This window comes from Streptomyces sp. NPDC088762 (assembly GCF_044750905.1).
Taxonomy (GTDB): Bacteria; Actinomycetota; Actinomycetes; order Streptomycetales; family Streptomycetaceae; genus Streptomyces.
The window spans coordinates 76,008-100,962 of the sequence record NZ_JBIVKT010000012.1; the positions used below are offsets into that span (position 1 = coordinate 76,008).

At 72.2% G+C, this 24,955-nt stretch carries 21 protein-coding genes; 13 read left to right on the forward strand and 8 right to left on the reverse strand.

Features of this window, described 5'->3' with window-relative positions:
* Nucleotides 1-146: 146 nt before the first annotated feature.
* A complete protein-coding gene (locus tag ACIP5M_RS25010; protein ID WP_401200813.1) occupies nucleotides 147-710 on the reverse strand; it encodes a methylated-DNA--[protein]-cysteine S-methyltransferase in 564 nt (187 codons plus the stop codon).
* A 58-nt stretch (nucleotides 711-768) separates the two neighbouring features.
* On the reverse strand, nucleotides 769-1,686 hold the full coding sequence (locus tag ACIP5M_RS25015) for a glycerophosphodiester phosphodiesterase (protein WP_401200816.1): 918 nt from the start codon (nucleotides 1,684-1,686) through the stop codon (nucleotides 769-771).
* A gap of 212 nt (nucleotides 1,687-1,898) precedes the next feature.
* Between ACIP5M_RS25015 and uvrB the strand changes: the two genes are divergently transcribed.
* From uvrB to ACIP5M_RS25035, 4 genes are all read left to right on the forward strand, one after another.
* Nucleotides 1,899-4,049, forward strand: a complete 2,151-nt coding sequence (gene uvrB / locus ACIP5M_RS25020) for an excinuclease ABC subunit UvrB (RefSeq protein WP_401200819.1) — start codon at nucleotides 1,899-1,901, stop codon at nucleotides 4,047-4,049.
* An 89-nt stretch (nucleotides 4,050-4,138) separates the two neighbouring features.
* A complete protein-coding gene (locus ACIP5M_RS25025) occupies nucleotides 4,139-4,717 on the forward strand; it encodes a TerD family protein (protein ID WP_401200822.1) in 579 nt (192 codons plus the stop codon).
* A gap of 27 nt (nucleotides 4,718-4,744) precedes the next feature.
* A complete protein-coding gene (locus tag ACIP5M_RS25030) occupies nucleotides 4,745-6,661 on the forward strand; it encodes a TerD family protein (protein WP_401200825.1) in 1,917 nt (638 codons plus the stop codon).
* Nucleotides 6,662-6,907: 246 nt separating this feature from the next.
* The gene (locus ACIP5M_RS25035) at nucleotides 6,908-7,891 is read left to right on the forward strand and encodes a TerC family protein (RefSeq protein WP_401200826.1); all 984 of its coding nucleotides are present in this window, start codon (nucleotides 6,908-6,910) and stop codon (nucleotides 7,889-7,891) included.
* Between the two features lie 4 nt (nucleotides 7,892-7,895).
* Here ACIP5M_RS25035 and ACIP5M_RS25040 read toward each other — a convergent pair whose 3' ends face one another.
* From ACIP5M_RS25040 to ACIP5M_RS25050, 3 genes are all read right to left on the reverse strand, one after another.
* Complete coding sequence (locus tag ACIP5M_RS25040; RefSeq protein WP_401201163.1) at nucleotides 7,896-9,194, reverse strand: MFS transporter; 1,299 nt, start codon at nucleotides 9,192-9,194, stop codon at nucleotides 7,896-7,898.
* A 197-nt stretch (nucleotides 9,195-9,391) separates the two neighbouring features.
* Nucleotides 9,392-10,048, reverse strand: coding sequence for an MBL fold metallo-hydrolase (locus ACIP5M_RS25045; protein WP_401200829.1), 657 nt, complete (start codon nucleotides 10,046-10,048; stop codon nucleotides 9,392-9,394).
* Nucleotides 10,049-10,057: 9 nt separating this feature from the next.
* Nucleotides 10,058-10,747 (reverse strand): maleylpyruvate isomerase family mycothiol-dependent enzyme, encoded by a 690-nt coding sequence (locus ACIP5M_RS25050; protein ID WP_401200831.1) that lies wholly within the window; start codon nucleotides 10,745-10,747, stop codon nucleotides 10,058-10,060.
* Between the two features lie 186 nt (nucleotides 10,748-10,933).
* Here ACIP5M_RS25050 and uvrA point away from each other — a divergent pair, with 186 nt between their 5' ends.
* A complete protein-coding gene (gene uvrA, locus ACIP5M_RS25055; protein ID WP_401200833.1) occupies nucleotides 10,934-13,900 on the forward strand; it encodes an excinuclease ABC subunit UvrA in 2,967 nt (988 codons plus the stop codon).
* A gap of 339 nt (nucleotides 13,901-14,239) precedes the next feature.
* Here uvrA and ACIP5M_RS25060 read toward each other — a convergent pair whose 3' ends face one another.
* Nucleotides 14,240-14,890 (reverse strand): NAD(P)-dependent oxidoreductase, encoded by a 651-nt coding sequence (locus tag ACIP5M_RS25060; protein WP_401200836.1) that lies wholly within the window; start codon nucleotides 14,888-14,890, stop codon nucleotides 14,240-14,242.
* A 79-nt stretch (nucleotides 14,891-14,969) separates the two neighbouring features.
* Here ACIP5M_RS25060 and ACIP5M_RS25065 point away from each other — a divergent pair, with 79 nt between their 5' ends.
* Nucleotides 14,970-15,593, forward strand: a complete 624-nt coding sequence (locus tag ACIP5M_RS25065) for a TetR/AcrR family transcriptional regulator (protein ID WP_401200837.1) — start codon at nucleotides 14,970-14,972, stop codon at nucleotides 15,591-15,593.
* On the opposite strand, the gene ACIP5M_RS25070 is transcribed toward ACIP5M_RS25065, so the two are convergent.
* Nucleotides 15,583-16,464, reverse strand: coding sequence for a carbohydrate kinase (locus ACIP5M_RS25070; protein WP_401200839.1), 882 nt, complete (start codon nucleotides 16,462-16,464; stop codon nucleotides 15,583-15,585). The genes ACIP5M_RS25065 and ACIP5M_RS25070 overlap by 11 nt on opposite strands.
* Before the next feature lie 74 nt (nucleotides 16,465-16,538).
* On the opposite strand from ACIP5M_RS25070, the gene ACIP5M_RS25075 reads away from it, so the two are divergent.
* The gene (locus ACIP5M_RS25075) at nucleotides 16,539-16,970 is read left to right on the forward strand and encodes a Rieske (2Fe-2S) protein (RefSeq protein ID WP_401200842.1); all 432 of its coding nucleotides are present in this window, start codon (nucleotides 16,539-16,541) and stop codon (nucleotides 16,968-16,970) included.
* A gap of 17 nt (nucleotides 16,971-16,987) precedes the next feature.
* On the opposite strand, the gene ACIP5M_RS25080 is transcribed toward ACIP5M_RS25075, so the two are convergent.
* Complete coding sequence (locus ACIP5M_RS25080) at nucleotides 16,988-17,932, reverse strand: hypothetical protein (RefSeq protein ID WP_401200845.1); 945 nt, start codon at nucleotides 17,930-17,932, stop codon at nucleotides 16,988-16,990.
* A 235-nt stretch (nucleotides 17,933-18,167) separates the two neighbouring features.
* Here ACIP5M_RS25080 and ACIP5M_RS25085 point away from each other — a divergent pair, with 235 nt between their 5' ends.
* From ACIP5M_RS25085 to whiA, 6 genes are all read left to right on the forward strand, one after another.
* Complete coding sequence (locus ACIP5M_RS25085; RefSeq protein WP_401200848.1) at nucleotides 18,168-18,797, forward strand: papain-like cysteine protease family protein; 630 nt, start codon at nucleotides 18,168-18,170, stop codon at nucleotides 18,795-18,797.
* 5 nt (nucleotides 18,798-18,802) lie between these two features.
* On the forward strand, nucleotides 18,803-19,591 hold the full coding sequence (locus ACIP5M_RS25090; RefSeq protein WP_401201166.1) for a hypothetical protein: 789 nt from the start codon (nucleotides 18,803-18,805) through the stop codon (nucleotides 19,589-19,591).
* A gap of 330 nt (nucleotides 19,592-19,921) precedes the next feature.
* Nucleotides 19,922-21,958 carry an excinuclease ABC subunit UvrC gene (gene uvrC, locus ACIP5M_RS25095; protein WP_401200851.1) on the forward strand — a complete coding sequence of 679 codons (2,037 nt, stop codon included), beginning with the start codon at nucleotides 19,922-19,924 and terminating at the stop codon, nucleotides 21,956-21,958.
* Nucleotides 21,955-22,902 carry an RNase adapter RapZ gene (gene rapZ / locus ACIP5M_RS25100; protein ID WP_401200852.1) on the forward strand — a complete coding sequence of 316 codons (948 nt, stop codon included), beginning with the start codon at nucleotides 21,955-21,957 and terminating at the stop codon, nucleotides 22,900-22,902. The genes uvrC and rapZ overlap by 4 nt, the downstream gene beginning before the upstream one ends.
* Nucleotides 22,899-23,954 (forward strand): uridine diphosphate-N-acetylglucosamine-binding protein YvcK, encoded by a 1,056-nt coding sequence (yvcK, locus tag ACIP5M_RS25105; protein ID WP_401200854.1) that lies wholly within the window; start codon nucleotides 22,899-22,901, stop codon nucleotides 23,952-23,954. Before rapZ ends, yvcK begins: the two co-directional genes overlap by 4 nt.
* Nucleotides 23,945-24,940: a DNA-binding protein WhiA gene (gene whiA, locus ACIP5M_RS25110; RefSeq protein ID WP_030009075.1), complete on the forward strand. Its 996-nt coding sequence runs from the start codon at nucleotides 23,945-23,947 to the stop codon at nucleotides 24,938-24,940. Before yvcK ends, whiA begins: the two co-directional genes overlap by 10 nt.
* The last annotated feature ends 15 nt before the right edge of the window (nucleotides 24,941-24,955 follow it).

Genomic DNA, 24,955 nt, shown 5'->3' on the forward strand with positions numbered 1-24,955 from the left:
GTGGGAGCGCGCCCGGACCGGGCGGGGCGGCAGGAGTAGTCACCGCGGCAGTGTCCCACCCCTTACCCTGCAGCGGAACCGAGATTCCGCCCGCCCGTACCGCCGGTCCCGTACCGCCCGTCCCCGCGCCGCCCACGCCGCACCGCTCAGAACAGCGGCTGCGGGAGCACGCCCTCCAGGGCGAGCAGCAGCCGCTTGGTCTCGACGCCGCCGCCGAATCCCCCGATGCCCCCGTCGTTCTCCACGACCCGGTGACAGGCCACCACCAGCGGCAGCGGATTCGACCCCATGGCATTGCCCACGGCCTGGGCGGCGCCCGGCTGGCCCACGCGCGCGGCCAGCTCCCCGTACCCGACGACCGTTCCGTACGGCACGGAGCGGTCCAGTTCCTGGAGCACCTGCCGGTTGAAGCCGGAGCTGAAGCGCCAGTCCAGCGGCAGTTCGAAGCGCCGCAGCGCGCCGGAGAAGTACGCGGCGAGCTGGCGTACGGGCTCGGCCAGCAGCACCTCCGCGCCCGGCGCGGGCCGCCGGGCGTCGGCGCCGAGCCGGGAGACGAGGGGGCCGATCATCGCGTCGACGCGGTCCGGCTCGGCATGGAACCCGACCCGGGCCAGCCCCTCCGGGGTCGCGGCCAGGAGCAGGGGGCCGATGTCGGAGGCGACGACGGTCCATTCGAGGTGCGGCCCGCGGGGCCGCTCGGTGCTGTCCACGCCTCCACCGTACGGCGGGGGACCGACAGCGCCCTCCCGCCGGCCGCCCCCGCCGGGCTCAGAACCCGTTGACCGCCGCCCGCACGACGTCCGGGGCGTTGGTGATGATCCCGTCCACGCCCATGTCCGCCACCTTCCGGGCCGTCGCGGCGTCGTCCACGATCCAGGTGTCCACCTCCATGGTCCGGCCGTGGGCGCCCAGCAGGCCGTGCACCGCCGCGACCCACTCGGCCGAGATCGTGGTGTGCCACGGGTTGATCCGGTCGGTGAACTCCGCGTACTTCGGCAGGTCCGCCACGGTCGGGGTGCCCAGGAACGCCGTCACCAGGTCCGGTCGCAGACCGTGCACGATGCGCACGCTGGCGGCGCTGAAGCTCTGCACCACCAGGCGCCGCGTCACGTGGCGCTCGTCGAGCCAGCCGAGCTCGCCCAGCAGGTTCAGGGTCTGCTGCTCGATCCCGGGGTAGAGCTCGGGCTTCTTGATCTCCAGCAGCAGCCGCTGCTGATTGCGGCCCACCCGTTCCATGTACTCCCGCAAGGTCGGCACCCCGGCGCCCGCGAACTGCTCGTCGAACCAGCTGCCCGCGTCCAGCCGGGCGATCTCCGCCGCCGTGAAGTCCTTGACCCGCCAGGGCGCCCGGTCCGGGAAGACCTCTTCGACGTCGGTGGTTCGGGACAGGGTGTCGTCGTGGATCACCACCAGCTCGCCGTCCTTGGTGCGCTGCACGTCGTTCTCGACCCATTCGAAGCCCAGCCGCATCGCCATGTCGATCGCGTCGAGGGTGTTCTCCGGGGCGTACGCCGAAGCCCCCCGGTGGGCGTACACGACGGGGCCGCCCAGCGCTGCCCGGTCGGCGGGGGAGGGGGCGGAGCCGGGGCCGTTGCCGGTGGCGGCGGACGAGGCCGTCCCGCCCAGCAGGGTGAGGGTGAAGCCCAGGAATGCGGCGGCGGCCGCGGCGGCGGGTCGGACGTACATGTGCGTTCTCCTCGGGTCGTGAACCCTGTTCCTGCGTCAGACGGGTGCGGAGCGACAGACGTTGCGGAGGTGTGCTTCACGGCGGGCCTTCACCGCGATCATGGGGTCGAAGATCACCGGGCCGCCACCGAACTACGACAAACGGACCAGAAGGAATGAGATCCGTCCGGCGCGGATGCGTGAGTGTCAGTGGGGGGTCGTACGGTTGACTCATGCGGCCCGTATCGAAGATCGAACGCACGGTGGCGCCTTTCGAGGTCGTCAGCTCCTACCAGCCCAGCGGCGACCAGCCGGCGGCCATCGCCGAGCTGGAGAAGCGCATCCGTGCAGGTGAAAAGGACGTCGTCCTGCTCGGTGCGACCGGCACCGGCAAGTCGGCGACGACCGCCTGGATGATCGAGAGGCTCCAGCGCCCCACGCTGGTGATGGCGCCGAACAAGACGCTGGCCGCCCAGCTGGCGAACGAGTTCCGCGAGCTCCTGCCGAACAACGCCGTCGAGTACTTCGTCTCGTATTACGACTACTACCAGCCCGAGGCGTACGTTCCGCAGTCGGACACCTACATCGAGAAGGACTCCTCGATCAACGAGGAGGTGGAACGGCTGCGCCACTCCGCGACCAACTCGCTCCTCACCCGGCGGGACGTGGTCGTCGTGGCCTCGGTGTCCTGCATCTACGGCCTCGGCACCCCGCAGGAGTACGTCGACCGGATGGTCGCCCTCAAGGTCGGCGAGGAGATCGACCGGGACCAGCTGCTGCGCCGCTTCGTCGACATCCAGTACACCCGCAACGACGTGGCCTTCACCCGCGGCACCTTCCGGGTGCGCGGCGACACGATCGAGATCTTCCCGGTCTACGAGGAACTGGCCGTCCGCATCGAGATGTTCGGCGACGAGATCGAGGCCCTCTCCACCCTGCACCCGCTGACCGGCGAGGTCATCAGCGAGGACCGCGAGCTGTACGTCTTCCCGGCCAGCCACTACGTCGCCGGCCCCGAACGCATGGAGAAGGCGGTCCGCGGCATCGAGGCGGAGCTGGCCGAGCGCCTCGCCGAGCTGGAGAAGCAGGGCAAGATGCTGGAGGCGCAGCGACTGCGCATGCGCACCACCTACGACCTGGAGATGATGCGCCAGATCGGGTCCTGCTCCGGCATCGAGAACTACTCGCTGCACATGGACGACCGCGAGCCGGGTTCCGCGCCCAACACCCTGATCGACTACTTCCCGGAGGACTTCCTCCTGGTCATCGACGAGTCCCACGTGACCGTGCCGCAGATCGGCGCCATGTACGAGGGCGACGCCTCGCGCAAGCGGACCCTGGTCGACCACGGCTTCCGGCTGCCGTCCGCGCTCGACAACCGGCCGCTGAAGTGGGAGGAGTTCCAGGAGCGGATCGGCCAGACCGTCTACCTGTCGGCGACCCCCGGAAAGTACGAGCTCTCGCGCGGCGACGGCTTCGTCGAGCAGATCATCCGCCCCACCGGCCTCGTCGACCCCGAGGTCGTCGTCAAGCCCACCGAGGGCCAGATCGACGACCTGGTGCACGAGATCCGCGCGCGGGTGGAGAAGGACGAGCGGGTCCTGGTCACCACCCTCACCAAGAAGATGGCCGAGGACCTCACGGACTACTTCCTGGAGCTCGGCATCCAGGTCCGCTACCTGCACAGCGACGTGGACACCCTGCGCCGCATCGAGCTGCTGCGGGAGCTGCGGTCCGGCGAGTTCGACGTACTCGTCGGCATCAACCTGCTCCGCGAGGGCCTCGACCTGCCCGAGGTGTCCCTGGTGGCGATCCTGGACGCCGACAAGCAGGGGTTCCTGCGCTCGGGAACCTCCTTGATCCAGACCATCGGCCGCGCGGCGCGCAACGTCTCCGGCCAGGTCCACATGTACGCGGACACCATCACCCCGGCGATGGCCCAGGCGATTGACGAGACGAACCGCCGCCGGGAGAAGCAGGTCGCCTACAACACCGCGAACGGGATCGACCCGCAGCCGCTGCGCAAGAAGATCAACGACATCGTCGCCACCATCGCCCGCGAGGAGCTCGACACCGAGCAGCTGCTGGGCACCGGGTACCGGCAGGCCAAGGAGGGCAAGGCGGCCGTCGCTCCGGTGCCGGCGCTCGGCGGCAAGGCGCAGGCGGGCGTCAGGGGAGCCAAGGGCGCCAAGGGCAAGGCCAAGGCCGCCGAGGTGCTCACCGACCGGCCCGCCGCCGAACTGGCCTCGCTCATCGAGCAGATGACGGAGCGGATGCGGGCGGCGGCCGCGGAGCTGCAGTTCGAGGTCGCGGCCCGGATCCGGGACGAGGTGGGCGAGCTGAAGAAGGAGCTGCGGCAGATGAAGGAAGCGGGCCTCGCCTGACCGGGAGCCTGTCAGTAGGGTTGGTGCACGGCCGCAGGTACACGCTGCGCGTTCGTTAGTTGGGGCGGGTTTATGAGAGGGGACAGCGCGTGACGGTCAACATGACCAAGGGTCAGGCCATCAGTCTGCAGAAGGCGGACGGAGGCACGCTGACCGCGGTCCGGATGGGCCTCGGCTGGCAGGCGGCGAAGCGCCGCGGGCTCTTCGGCTCGCGGACGCGGGAGATCGACCTGGACGCCTCGGCGGTGCTCTTCGCCGACAAGCAGCCCGTGGACGTGGTGTTCTTCCGGCATCTGCAGAGCGACGACGGCTCGGTCCGGCACACCGGTGACAACCTCGTCGGCGGCGCCGGCCAGGGCGGGGACGACGAGTCCATCCTCGTCGACCTCCAGCGCGTGCCGGTGCACATCGACCAGATCGTCTTCACGGTGAACTCCTTCACCGGCCAGACGTTCCAGGAGGTGCAGAACGCGTTCTGCCGCATCGTCGACGAGACCAACGGCCAGGAGCTGGCCCGTTACACCCTCGACGGCGGCGGTCAGTACACCGCGCAGATCATGGCGAAGGTGTCCCGCGCGGGCGCGGGCTGGAAGATGACGGCCCTGGGCAACCCGGCCAACGGCCGCACGTTCCAGGACCTGATGCCGGCGATCCTGCCGCACCTGTAAGCGAAGAAGTACGGGGGAGACGGGACGATGGCGGCCGAACTGGTCCGGGGGCAGAACCACGCCCTGCCCGAACACAAGGTGCGGATCACGGTCTCGGCGGGCACACCGGTGCTCGCCCTGGCCTCGCTCGGGGACGAGCGGGGCGCCGTGACGGGCCCGGAGGGGATCGCGCACCCCGGTGCCTGCGCCCTGCCGGGTGTGGAAGCGCCCGACGGGTCCGCCGACCGGCACCGGTTCGCCGTCGACCTGGACGCGGTGGACCCCGCGGTGCACCGGGTCGCCGTCCTGCTCTCCCTGCCCCCCGGCGGCCCGGCCCGGTTCGGGGCCGTCGCGGCCTCGCACATCGCCGTCGCCGGCCTGGACGGCACGGCGCTCGTCGAGTACACCCTCACCGGGCTGGACGCCGAGACCGCCGTCGTCGCCCTGGAGCTCTACCGGCGCCAGGGGACTTGGAAGGTGCGTGCCGTCGGGCAGGGCTACGCCGACGGGCTCACCGCCCTGTTCGCCGACCAGGGGCTCCCCGCGCCCGTCGCCGCCGAACTGGCGGCCCGCGTGCACGCGTGCGTCGCCGCCCCGGTGGCGCCCGGCCCGGTCCCCGTGTCCGGAGTGCCGTACGCGGGTACCCCGGGCCCGGCGCCCGAGTCCGGCACGTCGCCGACGCCGGCTGCGGAACCGGCGCCCGCTCCCGAGCCGGCTCCCGCGATCGGTGCCGACGGGACCATCAACTACGCCCACCCGCGCCGCCGCCGCACCAGCACCGAGCCCCCCGAGCCCGCCCCGCGGGCCGCCGAGCCGTCGGAGCCGGGCCAGGCTCCGCGCCCCGTCGCCGGGGACGCCAGCGGCTGGTCCATGGACGAGCGGCTCTACAACCAGGTCTGGGGCATGTTCGAGGACCTGGCCCGCGCCGTCGCCGCCTACCGCAGCGCCGTCGACTTCGCCGACTCCCGGATGGACCGCGAGCTCGACGAGGCGCTGTCCGACCCCCGCCACCGCATCGGCGGCTCCGGCAACGCCGCCCGCGACACCGCCCGGGCCCGGCGCGAGGAGCTCGTCGCCCAGGCCCAGGCCGTACTCGACCGGGACCTCGCACAGCTCCTCGCCGAGTGCGAGGTGGTCGAGCCCGCGCTGCCGGCCTCGTACGCCCGCTGGGACAACCCGGTCTGGCACGGCCACCGGGTCCCCGAGGAGGGTCCGCTGGCCCTGCGCCTGGGGGACCTGCACCTGCCCGAGCGGCCCGATCTGCGGATCCCCATGCTCGTAAGGCTCCCGCTGGAGCGCGGTCTCTGGATCGACAACGGCCGCACCGGCTCCGAGGCCGCGATGGCCATGGACACCGACCGGCTGCGCCGGGCCGCCATGGACATGGCCGTCGCCCACGCGGCGAGGCTGCTCGCGGTCCACCCCGCCGACCGCTTCTCCGTCCACGTCATCGACGCGGCCGGGGCCGGCGCCGCCTCACTGGCGCCCCTCGTCCGCGCCGGGGTGCTGGCCGGTCCGCCCGCCGCCGGGGCGGTCGGGGTCTCCGAGACGCTGGAGCGGTTGACCCGCCGGGTGGACCTCGTACAGATGGCGCTGCGGGCCGGTGCTCCCGAGGACCTGCCGCCGGACGTGGACACCGCCGAGCAGCTGCTGATCGTGCACGACTTCCCGCACGGGTTCGACGACCGGGCCGTCACCCGTCTGCGCTACCTCGCCGACGAGGGACCGGCGGTCGGCGTGCACCTGCTGATGGTCGCGGACCGTGACGAGGCCTCGGCCTACGGGCCGCTGCTGGACCCCCTGTGGCGCTCCTTGATGCGGCTGTCCCCGGTGCCCGACAACCATCTCGCCGATCCCTGGGTCCACCATGCCTGGACCTTCGAGCCGGACCTGCCCCCGCAGGGCAGCCGCGTCCTCGACCAGGCCCTGGAGCGGGTGGCGGAGGGCAGGCGCACCCGGCGATGACCTGCGGATGACCAGTACTTGGCATTCCCTTTACCTTTTCGGGCCCGGGCGGGTACCCTGGTGAGCGCGGAGGGGAGTATTCCTGCTTTCCTGCTACGGCGTGCCCGTCAATACGGACCAGCGGTTACAGACCGCAGCCGGTCCCGGGGCGTCGGCCCACGGCCTCCAGGCCGCCCGGGTGGAAGAGACCTCCGGCAGCGATGACGCTGACGAAGTGCTGAGCCATCCGCCGGAGGCGTGTCAACCGTGGAAGTTTCCTGGACCCTGTGGGTGCTGACCATTCTTGGTCTGTCCCTCCTCATCGGCGCCGATTTCTTCATCGGCCGCAAACCGCACGACGTATCGATCAAGGAAGCGGGCGCCTGGACGGTCGTCTGGATCGTCCTCGCCGCGATCTTCGGCCTCGGCCTGTGGTTCTTCGGGAACGCCCAGGCCTCCCAGGAGTTCTTCGCGGGCTTCATCACCGAGAAGTCGTTGAGCGTGGACAACCTCTTCGTCTTCGTCCTGATCATGGCGAAGTTCGCAGTGCCCTCCCACCTCCAGCAGCGCGTGCTGCTCGTGGGCGTACTGATCGCCCTGGTGCTGCGCGCGGTCTTCATCGCGGCCGGCGCCGCGATCATCGCCAGCTTCTCCTGGGTCTTCTACATCTTCGGCGCGTTCCTGATCTACACCGCCTGGAAGCTGATCCAGGAGGCGCGCAAGGACGAGGACGAAGAGGAGTTCGAGGAGAACCGCCTCCTCAAGTCCGTCGAGAAGAAGTTCGGCGTCGCCGACAAGTACCACGGCACCAAGCTCGTCATCAGGAACGGCGGCAAGCGCGTCCTGACCCCGCTGATGGTCGTCATGCTCGCCATCGGCACCACCGACGTCCTGTTCGCCCTGGATTCCATCCCCGCCATCTTCGGCCTCACCCAGGACCCGTACATCGTCTTCACCGCCAACGCCTTCGCCCTCATGGGCCTGCGCCAGCTGTACTTCCTCATCGGCGGGCTGCTGAAGAAGCTGGTCCACCTCAGCTACGGCCTGTCGGTCATCCTCGGCTTCATCGGCGTCAAGCTCGTGCTGCACGCGCTGCACGAGAACGGGGTGCACGTCCCGGTGATCTCGATCCCGGTCTCCCTCGGCGTCATCTGCGGTGTCCTGGTCATCACCACGGTCACCAGCCTGATGGCCTCGAAGAAGCAGGCGGCGGCCGAGGCCGCCGCCCGCCCGGAGAACATCGACGCCTGACGACCTACGCGGGGGCGGTGGCCGCCTCGGCCGCCGCCCCCGGCCGCACCCGTACGACCAGCGGGTTGGTCTCGGGCAGCAACGCGAAACAGCCCAGGCTGAGCAGGGCGATCCCGCTCAGGTACACGGCGACGCCCCACGGCGGACCGGACCCGTCCGCCAGCGCCGTCGCCACGATCGGGGTCAGCGCCCCGCCCAGCACCCCGCCCAGGTTGTAGCCGACGGCCGCTCCCGTGCAGCGGATCCGCGGCGCGTACAGCTCCGGCAGGTACGCGCCCACCACCGCGAACATCGTGACCATGCCGAACAGGGCACCCACGAAGCCCAGCGTCATCAGCAGCGGCTCCGCCGTGCGCAGCAGCGCCACGAGCGGGAACATCCACACCGCGCAGAGGGTGCAGCCGAGCAGACACAGGGGGCGCCGGCCGTAGCGGTCGCCGAGCAGGGCCGCCAGCGGCGTCGCCAGACCCTGGAGGGCGACCGCCGCCATGATGCAGGCCAGGATCACGCTGCGCCCGACGCCGAGCTGCTCGGTGGCGTACGCGAGCGACCAGGTGGTGACCGTGTAGAAGACGGCGTACCCCACGGCGAGCGCTCCGCCGGTCAGCAGGAGCAGCCGCCAGTGGCCGCGGACCACCTCCGCCAGCGGGGCCTGAGCCCGGCGCCCCGTCTCGGCCAGCGCCCGGAACTGCGGGGTCTCCTCCACCGAGCGCCGCAGCCACAGCCCGGCCAGGGCCAGCACCCCGGCCGCCCAGAACGGCACCCGCCAGCCCCACGCGGTGAACTGCGCGTCGGTCAGGGTGGTGGACAGCGCCAGGACGATGCCGTTGGCCAGCAGGAAGCCCACCGCGGGGCCGATCTGCGGGAAGCTCGACCACAGACCCCGCCGCCGCTCGGGGGCGTGTTCGGCGGTGAGCAGCACCGCGCCGCCCCACTCGCCGCCGAGTCCCAGGCCCTGGAGGAAGCGCAGCAGGAGCAGCAGCACGGGCGCCGCCACGCCGATCGTTCCGTACGTGGGCACGCAGCCGACCGCGACCGTGGCGAGGCCGGTGAGCAGCAGGGAGGCGAGGAGCACCGGGCGGCGGCCGTACCGGTCGCCGATGTGGCCGAAGACCGCCGAGCCGAGCGGGCGGGCGAGGAAGCCGGCGCCGAAGGTCCCGAAGGCGGCCAGGGTGCCGGCGAGCGGGGAGAAGGACGGGAAGAAGAGCGGGCCGAGCACGAGGGCGGCGGCGGTCCCGTAGACGAAGAAGTCGTAGAACTCGATGGCGGTCCCGGCGAGGGAGGCCGAGGCGAGGCGCAGCATGCCGGGGTGTCCGCCCGCCGCGGTGCGCGGGTGGCCGTGCCGCTCGGAGGGCGCGGAGGGCCGGGACGGCTCGGGGGACGGGGTGGGGTCTTGTTGCATGGTGCAGCAAATACCCCTCCCCGCCCTTCAGGACGTGCGTTCGGCCGTTCTCGACCGGAAGGAGTGCACCGCGTACCGGAATTGACGGCCGCGGGGCTCTACCAGCCGCGCTCGCGCCACTCGGCCAGGTGCGGCCGCTCGGCGCCGAGCGTGGTGTCGTTGCCGTGGCCCGGGTAGACCCAGGTCTCGTCCGACAGCTGGTCGAAGAGCTTGTGCTCGACGTCGTCGATCAGGCTGGCGAAGGCCTCCGGGTTGCCGCCGGTGTTGCCGACACCGCCGGGGAAGAGGCAGTCGCCGGTGAACACGTGCGCGTGCCCGTGCGGGTCGTCGTAGACCAGGGCGATCGAGCCGGGGGTGTGTCCGACCAGGTGGCGCACGGTCAGCTTGACCCGTCCGACCTGGATCGTGTCCCCGTCCGCCACCGGCACGTCGGTGGCCACCGGGATGCCCTCGGCGTCGAGGGCGCCCGCGTAGGTCCGCGCCCCGGTCGCCGCGACCACCTCGGCGAGCGCGCCCCAGTGGTCACCGTGCCGGTGGGTGGTGACGACGGACGCGATGCCGTCGTCGCCGATCAGGCTCAGCAGCGTGCCGGCCTCGGCCGCCGCGTCGATGAGCAGCTGCTCGTCGGTGGCGCGGCAGCGCAGCAGGTAGGCGTTGTTGTTCATCGAGCCCACCGCGACCTTGGAAATCATCAGGTCCGCGAGCTCGTGCACGTCGGCCGGACCGCCGACCTTGACCTCTCCGGTGTACGTCATGGCTTGATCCTAGAGCGGCGGGAGCTCGGGAAGGGGGCCGCCCGCCGTGGTCAGGGAGGCGCCCTTGTCGCCGCGGCCGGCCAGCCAGGCCAGCAGGCCGGCGGCGGTGCCGGACACCGTGACGGCCGGGTCCCCGGCGGAGCCGGTGCGCCAGCGGCGCCCGTCGGCCGCGGCCAGGGCCACCGGCGGCACCTCCGGGCGCCCGGACCAGCGGTCGGCGAGGAACTCGATCTCCCGCTCGGTGAACTCGTCCGGGAGGTCGCCGAGCTCGTAGCCGATGTTCAGGTCGACGTGGTGCAGCTCGACCTCGACGAGCCGGCGGAAGGGCACGTTCGAGGCGAGGTCGGTGACGCCGTTGCGCAGCTCGACGGTGCGCGACCAGTCCTGGGCGGGCTCGCCGGTGGCGAGGAAGCGGGCCGCGGAATCACGGAGGTCCGTCAGGTGTTCTTCCAGGGGCCGACCGGAGTCGCGCTCGATGTCCGCGTCGCGCGCGGCGGCGCTCTCGTACATGGGGCGCCCTTCGAGGACGTTCACGAGGGCGTCGGCGTTGCGCGCGAGGTGGGCCAGGATGTGGCCCCGGGTCCACGCCGGCAGATGTGACTGCTCGGCGAGGGCGGCGTTGTCCAGTTTCGCGACCGCGGTCAGCAGTCGGTCCGTGGCTTCACGTACAGATCGCAGGTCGTGCACATGATCAGTCATGACGGCGAGCCTAGTGGTTTCCGGGCCGCGGCCACACGATCGGGTGAAGAGGTCTGCGGAGTGCCGTAAATCGAATGTGCGTGCTATACGCTCGAAGTCCAGACTTCAAATCCACCGCAGCGGCGCCCCCCATACCCTGGGACGGGGGCCCGTGCCCCCGCTCTCTCAAGAAAGGTGCGGACCGGCGTGACCGACCGTCTCATCGTTCGTGGCGCTCGCGAGCACAACCTCAAGAACGTCTCGCTCGACCTGCCCCGCGACTCACTCATCGTCTTCACCGGACTCTCCGGATCGGGCAAGTCCTCCCTGGCCTTCGACACGATCTTCGCCGAGGGTCAGCGCCGCTACGTCGAGTCGCTCTCGTCGTACGCCCGCCAGTTCCTCGGGCAGATGGACAAGCCCGACGTCGACTTCATCGAGGGCCTCTCCCCGGCCGTCTCGATCGACCAGAAGTCGACCTCGCGCAACCCGCGCTCCACCGTGGGCACCATCACCGAGGTCTACGACTACCTGCGTCTCCTTTTCGCCCGCATCGGCAAGCCGCACTGCCCCGAGTGCCGGCGCCCCATCTCCCGCCAGTCGCCGCAGGCGATCGTCGACAAGGTGCTGGCGCTCCCCGAGGGCAGCCGGTTCCAGGTGCTCTCTCCGCTGGTGCGCGAGCGCAAGGGCGAGTTCGTCGACCTCTTCTCCGACCTCCAGACCAAGGGCTACAGCCGGGCGCGGGTGGACGGCGAGACCATCCAGCTCTCCGAGCCGCCCACGCTGAAGAAGCAGGAGAAGCACACCATCGAGGTGGTCATCGACCGCCTCACCGTCAAGGACAGCGCCAAGCGCCGGCTCACCGACTCGGTGGAGACGGCCCTCGGTCTCTCCGGCGGCATGGTCATCCTGGACTTCGTCGACCTCGCCGAGGACGACCCCGAGCGTGAGCGGATGTACTCCGAGCACCTCTACTGCCCGTACGACGACCTGTCCTTCGAGGAGCTCGAACCGCGCTCCTTCTCCTTCAACTCGCCCTTCGGCGCCTGCCCCGAGTGCACCGGTATCGGTACGCGCATGGAGGTGGACCCGGAGCTGATCGTTCCGGACGAGGAGAAGTCCCTCGACGAGGGCGCGGTCTCGCCGTGGTCGCTCGGCCACACCAAGGACTACTTCCAGCGGCTGATCGGCGCGCTCGCGGGCGAGCTGGGCTTCCGCACGGACATCCCGTGGGCCGGGCTGCCGGCGCGCGCCAAGAAGGCACTGCTCTACGGGCACAGGACGCAGATCGAGGTCCGCTACCGCAACCGGTACGGGCGGGAGCGCGCCTACACCACGGCCTTCGAGGGCGCCGTGCCGTTCGTCAAGCGCCGGCACGCCGAGTCGGAGAGCGACGCCAGCCGCGAGCGCTTCGAGGGCTACATGCGCGAGGTGCCCTGCCCGACCTGCGAGGGCACCCGGCTCAAGCCGATCGTGCTCGCGGTGACGGTGATGGAGAAGTCCATCGCCGAGGTGGCCGCCATGTCGATCAGCGAGTGCGCGGAGTTCCTCGGCAGGCTGCGGCTCGACGCCCGCGACAAGAAGATCGCCGAGCGGGTGCTCAAGGAGGTCAACGAGCGGCTCCGCTTCCTGGTGGACGTCGGTCTGGACTACCTCTCCCTCAACCGGGCCGCCGGCACCCTGTCCGGTGGCGAGGCCCAGCGCATCCGGCTCGCCACGCAGATCGGCTCCGGCCTGGTCGGCGTGCTCTACGTGCTGGACGAGCCCTCCATCGGCCTGCACCAGCGGGACAACCACCGGCTGATCGAGACGCTGGTGCGGCTGCGCGACATGGGGAACACGCTCATCGTGGTCGAGCACGACGAGGACACCATCAAGGTGGCCGACTGGGTCGTGGACATCGGCCCGGGCGCGGGCGAGCACGGCGGCAAGGTGGTGCACAGCGGGGCGCTGAAGGACCTGCTGAAGAACACCGAGTCGATGACCGGGCAGTACCTGTCCGGCAAGCGGTCCATCCCGCTGCCGCAGGCCCGCCGGCCCGTGAACGGGGAGCGCAGGCTCACCGTGCACGGCGCCCGGGAGAACAACCTCCAGGACATCGACGTGTCCTTCCCGCTGGGCGTGCTCACGGCCGTGACCGGTGTCTCGGGCTCCGGCAAGTCGACGCTGGTCAACGACATCCTCTACACGCACCTGGCGCGCGAGCTGAACGGCGCGCGCTCGGTGCCGGGGCGGCACACGCGGGTGGACGGGGACGACCTCGTCGACAAGGTCGTGCATGTGGACCAGTCGCCGATCGGCCGGACGCCGCGCTCGAACCCGGCGACGTACACGGGTGTCTTCGACCACGTGCGCAAGCTGTTCGCGGAGACGATGGAGGCGAAGGTGCGCGGCTACCTGCCGGGCCGCTTCTCCTTCAACGTCAAGGGCGGCCGGTGCGAGAACTGCTCCGGCGACGGCACGATCAAGATCGAGATGAACTTCCTGCCGGACGTCTACGTCCCGTGCGAGGTCTGCCACGGTGACCGGTACAACCGGGAGACCCTGGAGGTCCACTACAAGGGCAAGTCCATCGCCGAGGTCCTCAACATGCCGATCGAGGAGGCGCTGGACTTCTTCGAGGCGGTGCCGACGATCTCGCGGCACCTGCGGACGTTGACGGAGGTCGGGCTGGGCTACGTACGGCTGGGCCAGTCCGCGCCGACGCTGTCGGGTGGCGAGGCGCAGCGCGTGAAGCTGGCGTCGGAGCTGCAGAAGCGGTCGACGGGGCGGACGGTGTACGTGCTGGACGAGCCGACGACGGGGCTGCACTTCGAGGACATCTCGAAGCTGATCAAGGTGTTGTCGGGGCTGGTGGACAAGGGGAACTCGGTGATCGTCATCGAGCACAACCTCGACGTCATCAAGGTCGCGGACTGGGTCATCGACATGGGCCCCGAAGGCGGCTACGGCGGCGGTCTGGTGGTGGCCGAGGGGACGCCGGAGCAGGTCGCGTCGGTGGGGGCGAGCCACACGGGCAAGTTCCTGCGGGACATCCTGGGGGCGGACCGGGTCTCCGACGCGGGCTCGCCTCCGGCGAGGGCCGCGGCGAAGAAGGCCCCGGCCAAGAAGGCGGCCGCCGCGAAGAAGGCGGCGCCGGCCAAGAAGGCGACGACGCGGGCCCGCAAGGCGTAGCCGCGCACGGCCGCCGGGCGGGGGCGGGGTGGGTCGGGGCTCGGTCCCGGACCCTCCGCTCCCGTACCTCCGCTCCCGGACCCCCCGATCCCTGGCCGGGGTCTGTGGGGGCGGTTGCGGCGGGGCCGGGCGCGCGCCGGGGCACCTCCTCGGGCGCCGAACGTGGCAACGGGTCGGACGGTGATGCGGGACAGCGTTCGGCGCCCTGCGGGGGCGCCCCGCCACGCACCCGGCCCCGCCGCAACCGCCGGGCGCGTGGCGGGACCAGCCCGGGTACCGAACGCGGCCATCCCTGGCCGGGGTTCGGCGTGCTGCGGGGGAGCCCCGCTCGGAGCGGTGTTACGCGGCTACGCCGATGGCGTGGCCGGTGGTCGACGGGTCGGTCAGGGTCGTCAGGAGGGCGTCCGCCACGTCGGCCCTGGCGATGACCTTGCCGCCCGGGACGTTCCCGTCGACGGCCCGGCGGTAGGCGCCCGTGTGCGGCCGGTTCAGCAGCCGCGGCGGGCGGATCACCGTCCATTCGGTCGTGCTGGCGCTGATGGTCGCCTCCATGACGGCGAGATCCGCGTACACGTCCCGCAGCAGCCTCCGCAGGAGCGGATAGACCACCACCCGCGCGAGCGCCCCGTCCTCCGGGGCGTCCGGGGCCACCGGCGCGGCGCTGACCGCCGACAGCCGTCGCACCCCCGCCCGGTCCATCGCCGAAACGATCGACCGCAGGGCCGGACCGGCGATCGGCGTCAGCTTGGCCTGCTTGTTGCTCGCCGCGCCGAGGGCCGAGATCACCGCCACCCGGCCCGCCAGGACGGGTACGAGCGCCTCCTCGTCCGTCAGGTCGGGGACGACTGCCACCTCCAGCCGGTCGTGGGCGGGCACGTCCAGGCGGGCCGGGTCGCGGACCACGGCCGTCACCTCGTGGCCCGCGGCCAGCGCCTGCTTGACGACCTCGTGGCCGACGCCGCCCGTGGCTCCGAACACCGTGAGTTTCATGGCTCTCGCTCCCGTCGGTAAAGGGTGAGGATGGGTGGGTGAGTATTCACTCACCCGCCGCTTCCCTTAGGGTGAGTGAGTGCTCACTCCAAAGTCAAGCCGTCCCACCCCCGAGCGGATCCTCGACGCCGCCGAGACCCTGATGCGCACCATTGGACTGGCCGCTGCCACCACCAAGGCCATCGCCCGAGAAGCCGGGTGCTCGGAAGCCGCGCTCTACAAGTACTTCGCGAACAAGGAAGAGCTGTTCGTGCGGGTGCTGATGGAACGCACGCCCAACGCGGGCCCGCTCATGGCCGCCCTGCACGGCGGGCCGGCGACGGAGCAGGAGGGGCCCGCGAGCGCGGGTGAGGAGGCGCTCGCCGAGATCGCCCGGCATGCCGCGCTCTTCTACGCCGACGCCATGCCGATGGCCGCCTCGCTCTTCGCCGACCCCGTCCTCCTCACCCGCCACCGCGAGGGCGTACAGAAGATCGGCTCCGGCCCCCACGTGATCCTGGACGCACTGGCCGGCCGGCTGCGCCGGGAGGCCGACGCGGGCCGGCTGCGCCCGGGCGCCGATCCGCAGGCCGCCGCGGCCCTGCTGCTCGGCGCCTGCTTCCAGCGGGCGTTCTTCCTGCACTTCTCCGGCGAGGAGGTGGTCCAGCCGGTGGAGGAGTTCGCCCCCGCCGTGGCCCGGACCGTGTGGGCCGCTATCGGGTGAGCTCGGCCGCGTACGGGGGCTCCGCGCCCGCCCGGGTGCAGGTCAGGGCCGCCGCGTGCGCGGCGTAGGCCAGGACGTCGGGCCAGTCCACCGGCCGGCCGGACGTCGCCGACAGCCGGTGCAGCAGGGCGGCGTTGACGGTGTCGCCCGCGCCGATCGTGTCGGCCACGGTGACCCGGCGGCCCGGGACCGAGTGCTCCGCGCCCTCCCGCGTCCAGACGGTCAGCCCCGCCGCACCCCGGGTCAGCACCACCGCCGACGGCCCCGCCGCCAGCCAGTCCGCGACCCGGCCGCCCAGCCAGGCCGCGTCCTCCTCCGACAGCTTGAGGACGGTCGTGTACGGCAGCAGCCGCTCCAGGAACCGGGCGCGGTACGCCGCCGGATCCGCGATCAGCGCCGGCCTGATGTTGGGGTCCAGCAGGGTCAGCCGCCCGCGCCCCGACTCCCGGCGCAGCAGCGCCTCGTACGCGCTCGCGCCCGGCTCCAGGACCAGCGAGCAGGTGCCGAGCGCGAGGGCCCGTACGGACTCGGGGAGGGCGGGCGGCAGGGTGAACAGCCGGTCCGCGGTGCCCTCGACGTAGAAGCCGTACGAGGCCGAGCCGTCCGGGGCCAGCGAGGGCACGGCGAGGGTGGTCGGCTCCGGCCCGCGCTGCACCAGGGACAGGTCCACGCCGGCCGCCCGCAGCCCGGCCAGCAGGCTCTCGCCGAAGCCGTCCGTCGAGACCCGGGAGCAGAAGGCCACCTGGGCGCCGAGGCGCCCGAGGGCGAGCGCGGTGTTGTACGGTCCGCCGCCCGGCCGGGGCAGCAGCGCGCCCGGCGGCCGCTCCGCGGGCACCAGGTCGATGAGGGCTTCTCCGCCGACGACGATCACGCGGGGGAAGCTATCCCATCGGCCGCGGGTATCGTCGGGTGGGCCGAGCCCCGCCCGTCACCCAGGAGAGTTCCATGCCCGCGCAGCCGTCCTCCGCCCGCCGTACCGTCCTCAAGGGCGCCGCCGCGCTCGCCGGTGCGGTGGGTGCCGGTGTGACGCTGGCGGCCTGTTCCACCGAGGGCAACAGCGGCTCCGGCTCCCCGGCGGTTCCGAAGGAGCCGGTGGAGCTGGGGGCCGCGGCCGAGGTCCCGGTCGGCGGGGCGAAGCTGTACCGCGAGCGGAAGCTGATCGTCAGCTGTCCGGCGGAGGGTCAGTACAAGGCCTTCAGCGCCCAGTGCACGCACGCCGGCTGCGTCCTGGACAAGATCGTCGAGGGCGAGGGCAACTGCCCTTGCCACGGCAGCCGCTTCGACCCGGCGACCGGCAAGGTGCTGCGCGGCCCGGCCACCGACCCGCTGCCCGCCGTCCCGGTCAAGGCGGAGAACGGCAAGCTGATCGCGGGCTGAACGCGCCCGGCGCGCGGCTACTCCCAGTCCCAGGCGATCCCGAGGATCCCGCGCCGGACCGTCTGCTCCACCAGGTGCACCGCCCGGTGCCGGCCGCTCGGGGTCAGGTCCGCGAAACCCGTGCGCGGGGCCTGCGGGCCGGTGCGGGCGAAGCGGCGGCACCGCACCGGCAGGGCTGCCCCGTCGAAGCGGACCTGGAGCATGTACTGGCCGCCCGCGTAGCTGAAACCGCGTACGTACTCGCTGCTGCGCCCGCCCGTGCCGTCCCGGACGCCGTAGCCGAAGACGTACGTGTCCCCGCGCCGCAGCCGGGCGTCGAAGAGCAGCTCCGCGACCACCACGCCGGCCTCCGGGTGGCGCCGGATCCGGCCCGTGCGGCAGTTCTCGTACGCCGTCACCTCCATGCGGGAGGTGTCGCAGCCCGGATCGCCGTGGTGGATCGCGAGGTAGCGGTCGACCCCGTCGCGGTGGGCGCGGACGATCTGCTGCGACGCGCGGGTCCGCATCTCGCCCCCCGGCCCGATGCGGACCCGTTCGTGATGGCCGAGCGAGTGCAGTCCGCCGTCGGGCGGGAGCTCCATCCCCTCCAGCAGCTGCTCGACCGCCGCGCCCACGCTGATGAGGGTCCGGTACGGGCGGGCGGCCGGGCGCGCCGCCTGGCCCGGGCCGGGGTCCGGGGTGCGCAGGAGGCGGGTGAGGGCGCCGTCGGGCAGCTCCAGGATCTGCTCCAGCGCGGTCACGGCCCGGAGGGACTCCGCGTGGCGCGGCCGCCGCGCGCCCTGCTGCCAGTAACTGAGGCTGGTGACGCCGACCTTGATGCCGCGCGCCGCGAGCCGGTGCTGAACCCGGTGCAGGGGCAGCCCGCGCGCGGCGAGGGCGGCGCGCAGGGCCAGATGGAAGGGGCCGCCGCGCAGGAGCCGGCTGAGCTCTGCCGCGCCTGCCGTGTCCCCGGTCGGCCGCATGGCGACTCCCTTGTGAACATTCACACGCGTCGGCGCGGAGATCGCGCCGGTGGTCCCGGTGGTACCGGGGGACCAGGTGACACGGCAGCAACCGTTCACACCGCAGCCCCACCGTTCACACGGCGATGTCACCGCGTATTGAAGCGGGTTGACCTGATCGCGACAACTCCCTGATGCTCCTGGACAGCGTCCGGACGCGCTCCTCCACCCCCACATCCCCCTCGGGAGGAACGCGATGCGCAACCGAAAGCGGTGGCCGTACCTGGCCGCCTTCCTCACCGCCCTGCTCCTCGCCCTGCCGCTCGGCGCCGGCACCGCCACGGCCGCCGCCGACAACGGTGCCCGCGCCGGTGCCGTCACCGGTACCGGCGCGGAATCCCTTCTCGCGTCCAAGCGGCTGAACATCACCATGCAGGCGCAGCAGAAGACCAACTGGTGCTGGGCCGCGGGCGGCAACACCATCGCCACCTGGTTCGGCCGCAACTACAGCCAGAACCAGTTCTGCAACGCCGCCTTCAACCGCCAGCAGGGCTACGACTGCCCCAACAACCAGGCCACCCTCGGCAACGTCCAGACCGGCCTGCGCTGGGCGGGCATCAACTCCGGCTCGTACGTGAACGGCTGGCTCCAGTACTCCACCGTGCAGACCGAGATCAACGCCAACCGCCCGATCGAGACCCGGATCCAGTGGTCCAACGGCGGCGGCCACATGCACGTCGTCTACGGCTACGACACCGCCAACAGCTGGGTCTACTGGGGCGACCCGTGGCCCTCCAGCGACCGCTACAACTGGGCGTCCCACGCCTGGTACGTGGACAACAGCACCTTCTCCTGGACCCACTCGCTCTACCGGATCGGGGCGTGACCGCCATGACCGTGCGTTCCGCCGCCGCCGCGGTCCTTGCCGCCGCCGCAACCGCCGTCACCGCCGCCGTCGGCGTCCTCGCCCTGGGCGGGGAGGCCGTCGCGGCCCCCGTACCGCAGCCGGCCGCCGCCACGGCCGAGATCCGGGCCGCCGCCGGGCAGGCGGCCGCCGCGCCCGAGACCCTGGCAACGCTCGCCCGCTTCTTCGCGCGGGAGGGCAAGGTCTCGGCGGACGCCGCGCAGCCCCGTATCGAGGGAGAGGCGATACCGGTGAACCACCTCTCCCCGGACTTCGTGGCCGGGAAGGCCGGTGCGCCGGTCGCCCGCCTGGAGTTCCTCGCCAGCGAGGCGGTCTCCTCGGACGGGCAACGGGCCGCGCTGTGGACGGCGCGGACGGAGGCCGGGTGGCAGGTGGTGAACATCGCGACCGGCGACGACGAGTTCCGCTACGCGCAGGCGGGGGCGGCGAAGCTGCCGGGCGGCACGGTGTTCCGCGAGCCGCAGATCGACGCGTGGTACGTGGCCGGGGGGAACAGGGTGCTGCCCCTGGACGAGGACGCGGTACGGGCCGTGGGCGCGCAGGGCGCCACGCTGAGCGCCTACCGGGCCCGGGTCGTCAAGGCGTACGGGGACAAGCTGCCGGGGTCGGCGTACGCCGAGGGCGGCATGGCGGGTGGCTTCGCCGGCTCCGCGGAACCCGGCGCGCCGGTGGCGGTGATGGCCGGAGCCGGGGCGCTCGCGCTGGGCGGGGCCGGGGTGCTCGCCGTGCGCCGCTCCCGGCGTAGCCCGGCCTGACCCGGCCAGGACCCGGCCACCGGAACAGGGGGCCGGGCCCTGCGGGGCTTTCCCCTACCCACCCCTTCCCGAAACCGGGGCTCCGCCCCGGACCCCGCGCCTCAAACGCCGGCGCGGCTGAAAGAGCCGCACCGAGCGGACGGCAGCTGCCACATCCAGCCCCGCCGGCGTTTGAGGCGCCGCCGGAGGCAAAACCAGCCCGCCGGCGTTTGAGGCGCGGGGGTGCGGGGCCGGAACCCCACGGCAGGGGGACCGCGGGCCCGCAGAGCCCCCGGCAGGGGGGCCGCAGGGGTGAGGTCCGTTGTCAGCCCGCGCAAGTAGGGTGATGGCATGGCCGACCCTTCCAGCTACCGCCCCAAGCCGGGACAGATCCCCGACTCGCCCGGTGTGTACAGATTCCGCGACGAGCACCGCCGGGTGATCTACGTCGGGAAGGCCAAGAGCCTGCGCCAGCGCCTGGCCAGCTACTTCCAGGACGTCGCCGGCCTGCACCCCCGTACGGCCACGATGGTGACCACCGCCGCATCCGTCGAGTGGACCGTCGTCTCCACCGAGGTCGAGGCCCTGCAGCTGGAGTACTCCTGGATCAAGGAGTACGACCCCCGGTTCAACGTCAAGTACCGGGACGACAAGAGCTACCCCTCCCTCGCCGTGACCATGAACGAGGAGTACCCGCGGGTCCAGGTCATGCGCGGGCCCAAGAAGAAGGGCGTGCGCTACTTCGGGCCGTACGGGCACGCCTGGGCCATCCGCGAGACCGTCGACCTGATGCTCCGGGTGTTCCCCGTACGGACCTGCTCCGCCGGAGTGTTCAAGCGCTCCGCGCAGATCGGCCGGCCCTGCCTCCTCGGTTACATCGGCAAGTGCTCCGCGCCCTGCGTCGGCCGGGTGACCCCCGAGGAGCACCGCGAACTCGCGGAGGACTTCTGCGACTTCATGGCCGGCCGGACCGGCACGTACCTCTCCCGCCTCGAGAAGCAGATGCACGCGGCCGCCGAGGAGATGGAGTACGAGAAGGCCGCCCGGCTGCGCGACGACATAGGGGCCCTGCGCCGCGCGATGGAGAAGAACGCCGTCGTGCTCGCCGACGCCACCGACGCCGACCTGATCGCGGTCGCCGAGGACGAGCTCGAAGCCGCCGTGCAGATCTTCCACGTACGCGGCGGCCGGGTCCGCGGCCAGCGCGGCTGGGTCACCGACAAGGTCGAGGCCGTCGACACCGCCGGGCTCGTCGAGCACGCCCTCCAGCAGCTCTACGGGGAGGAGACCGGCGAGAGCGTGCCGAAGGAGGTGCTGGTCCCCGCCATGCCCGAGGACGCCGCCGCGCTCGGCGAGTGGCTGGCCGCGCGGCGCGGCTCCCAGGTCAGCCTGCGCATCCCGCAGCGCGGGGACAAGAAGGCGCTGATGGAGACCGTCCACCGCAACGCGCTGCAGTCTCTCGCCCTGCACAAGACCAAGCGCGCCAGCGACCTCACCACCCGCTCCCGGGCCCTGGAGGAGATCGCCGAGGCCCTGGAGCTGGACAGCGCCCCCCTGCGCATCGAGTGCTTCGACATCTCGCACCTCCAGGGCGACGACGTCGTGGCCTCGATGGTCGTGTTCGAGGACGGGCTGGCCAGGAAGAGCGAGTACCGGCGCTTCCAGATCAAATCCTTCGAGGGGCAGGACGACGTCCGCTCCATGCACGAGGTCGTCTCCCGCCGCTTCCGCCGCTACCTCCAGGAGAAGCTGAAGACCGGGGAGTGGGAACCGGAGGACGGCGACGGCGTCCCGCCCGAGGACGACGGGCGGGCCAAGCGGTTCGCGTACCCGCCGCAGCTCGTCGTCGTCGACGGCGGGCAGCCGCAGGTCGCCGCCGCCAAGCGGGCCCTGGAGGAGCTCGGGGTCGACGACGTGGCCGTGTGCGGGCTGGCCAAGCGGCTGGAGGAGGTCTGGCTGCCGGGCGAGGACGACCCCGTCGTGCTGCCCCGTACCAGCGAGGGCCTGTACCTGCTCCAGCGGGTACGTGACGAAGCCCACCGGTTCGCCATCCAGTACCAGCGCAACAAGCGCGGCAAGCGCCTGAAGTCCGGCCCGCTGGACGAGGTGCCGTGCCTCGGCGAGAGCCGCAAGCAGGCCCTGGTCAAGCACTTCGGTTCGGTGAAGAAGCTGAGACAGGCGACAATCGACCAGATCTGCGAGGTCCCGGGCATAGGCCGCAAGACGGCCGAGACCGTGGCCGCGGCCCTCGCCCGGGCGGTCCCCGCCGGCCCTGCCGTCAACATGGCCACAGGAGAGATCATTGAGGATGAGACCCCCGCCCCGCGGGTGGGGGCACCTCCCGGCGGTGGCCGGGAGACATCGTCCGAACGGGGGACCGAGCAATGACCGAGCACGAGACCGCGCACGACCGAGACGGAGCACAGGTGAGTACGGGCACGACAGTGGAGCCCGGCGAGGCCGCCGAGGCGGCCATCCCCGAGCTGGTGATCATCTCCGGGATGTCCGGGGCCGGCCGCAGTACGGCGGCCAAGTGTCTGGAGGACCTCGGCTGGTTCGTCGTCGACAACCTCCCGCCGGCGCTGATCCCCACCATGGTGGAGCTCGGCGCCCGCTCCCAGGGCAACGTGGCCCGCATCGCCGTCGTCGTCGACGTCCGCGGCCGCCAGTTCTTCGACGCCCTGCGCGAGTCCCTCGCCGACCTGGACCACCGTGGCGTCACCCGCCGCATCGTCTTCCTGGAGTCCTCCGACGACGCGCTGGTCCGCCGCTTCGAGTCGGTCCGCCGCCCCCACCCCCTCCAGGGCGACGGGCGCATCACCGACGGCATCGCCGCCGAGCGCGACCTGCTGCGCGAGCTGCGCGGCGACGCCGACCTGGTCATCGACACCTCCAGCCTGAACGTGCACGAACTGCGCGCCAAGATGGACGCCCAGTTCGCCGGCGACGAGGAGCCCGAGCTCCGCGCCACCGTCATGTCCTTCGGCTACAAGTACGGCCTCCCCGTCGACGCCGACCTCGTCGTCGACTGCCGCTTCATCCCCAACCCGCACTGGGTGCCGGAGCTGCGCCCCTTCACCGGGCTCAACGAGGAGGTGTCGGGGTACGTCTTCAGCCAGCCGGGCGCGAAGGAGTTCCTCGACCGCTACACCGAGCTGCTCCAGCTCATCGCCACCGGCTACCGCCGCGAGGGCAAGCGGTACGTGACCATCGCGGTCGGGTGCACGGGCGGCAAGCACCGCAGCGTGGCCATGTCCGAGAAGCTCGCCGCCCGCCTCGCCTCCGAGGGAGTCGAGACCGTCGTAGTCCACCGGGACATGGGGCGCGAGTGACCGCACGGACCCCGCGGCTGAGCCGCCTGCGCCGTCTGACCCCCGGACGGGGCGAGGACGGTGCGGGACGCTCCGGCCGCCGGCGCGGCGCCACCCCCAAGGTGGTCGCCCTCGGAGGCGGACAGGGCCTGTCCGCCTCCCTCGCGGCGCTGCGCCGCATCACCGGTGACCTCACCGCCGTGGTCACCGTCGCCGACGACGGCGGCTCCAGCGGCCGGCTCCGCGAGGAGCTCGGCGTGCTGCCGCCCGGCGACCTGCGCAAGGCGCTGGCCGCGCTGTGCGGGGACGACGACTGGGGCCAGACCTGGGCCCGGGTCATCCAGCACCGCTTCCAGTCGCGAGGGGAGCTGCACGAGCACGCCGTCGGCAACCTGCTGATCGTGGCCCTGTGGGAGCAGCTCGGCGACCCCGTCCAGGCCCTCGACCTGGTCGGCAAGCTGCTCGGAGCCCAGGGGCGGGTGCTGCCGATGTCGGCCGTGCCGCTGGAGCTCCAGGCGCTGGTCAAGGGGCACGACCCGGCCCGCCCCGAGGACGTCGACACCGTCCGCGGGCAGGCCACGGTGGCCCTCACCCCGGGCGAGGTGCTCTCCGTACAGGTCGTACCGGGCGATCCGCCGGCCGTGCCGGAGGCCGTCGCGGCGGTGCTCGACGCCGACTGGGTGGTGCTCGGTCCGGGGTCCTGGTTCTCCTCCGTGATCCCGCACCTGCTGGTGCCCGAACTGCTCGACGCGCTGGTCGAGACGAAGGCCCGCAAGGTGCTGTCGCTGAACCTCGCGCCGCAGCCCGGCGAAACAGAGGGCTTCTCTCCGCAGCGTCATTTGGAGGTTTTGGCCCGACACGCCCCTAAACTCGCCCTGGACGTGGTGTTGGCCGACCAGGCCGCCGTGCCCGACCGCGAGTCCCTCGCCGATGCCGCAAAACGGTTCGGCGCGGCGGTCGAGCTGGCGCCGGTCGCCAGGCAGGACGGCTCTCCCAAGCATGATCCGGAGCTGCTCGCCGCCGCGTACGACCGTATTTTTCGGATGCATGGAAGGATCGGCCCATGGCGATGACGCCCGCGGTGAAGGATGAGATTTCCCGGCTCCCCGTCACCCGGACCTGCTGCAGGAAGGCGGAGGTCTCGGCGATCCTTCGGTTCGCGGGCGGCCTCCACCTGGTGAGCGGACGGATTGTCATCGAGGCGGAGCTGGACACCGGCATCGCTGCCCGCCGGCTGCGCAAGGACATCCTGGAGATCTTCGGACACTCCTCGGACCTGGTGGTCATGGCTCCCGGCGGCCTGCGCCGCGGCAGCCGCTACGTGGTCCGCGTCGTGGCCGGGGGTGACCAGCTGGCACGCCAGACGGGCCTCGTGGACGGCCGCGGGCGCCCGATCCGGGGTCTTCCGCCGCAGGTGGTCTCCGGGGCCACCTGCGATGCCGAGGCGGCCTGGCGCGGCGCCTTCCTGGCCCACGGCTCGCTGACGGAGCCGGGACGGTCCTCCTCCCTTGAGGTCACCTGCCCCGGCCCGGAAGCCGCTCTGGCCCTGGTGGGCGCCGCCCGCAGGCTCTCCATCGCCGCCAAGGCGCGCGAGGTGCGCGGAGTGGACCGGGTCGTGGTCCGCGACGGCGACGCGATCGGCGCCCTGCTGACCCGGCTCGGCGCGCACGAGTCCGTGCTGGCCTGGGAGGAGCGGCGGATGCGGCGCGAGGTGCGCGCCACCGCCAACCGCCTCGCCAACTTCGACGACGCCAACCTGCGCCGCTCGGCGCGCGCCGCGGTGGCCGCCGGAGCCCGGGTGCAGCGCGCGCTGGAGATCCTCGGCGAGGAGGTCCCCGAGCACCTCGCCGCGGCCGGCCGGCTGCGCATGGAGCACAAGCAGGCCTCCCTGGAGGAGCTGGGCGCGCTCGCCGACCCCCCGCTGACCAAGGACGCGGTCGCGGGCCGGATCCGCCGACTGCTCGCGATGGCCGACAAGCGGGCCCAGGACCTCGGCATTCCGGGGACCGAGTCGAACCTCGACCTGAGTGAGGAAATGGCCGACAACATGGCCGGTTAGCGGGGCTCGGGGGCG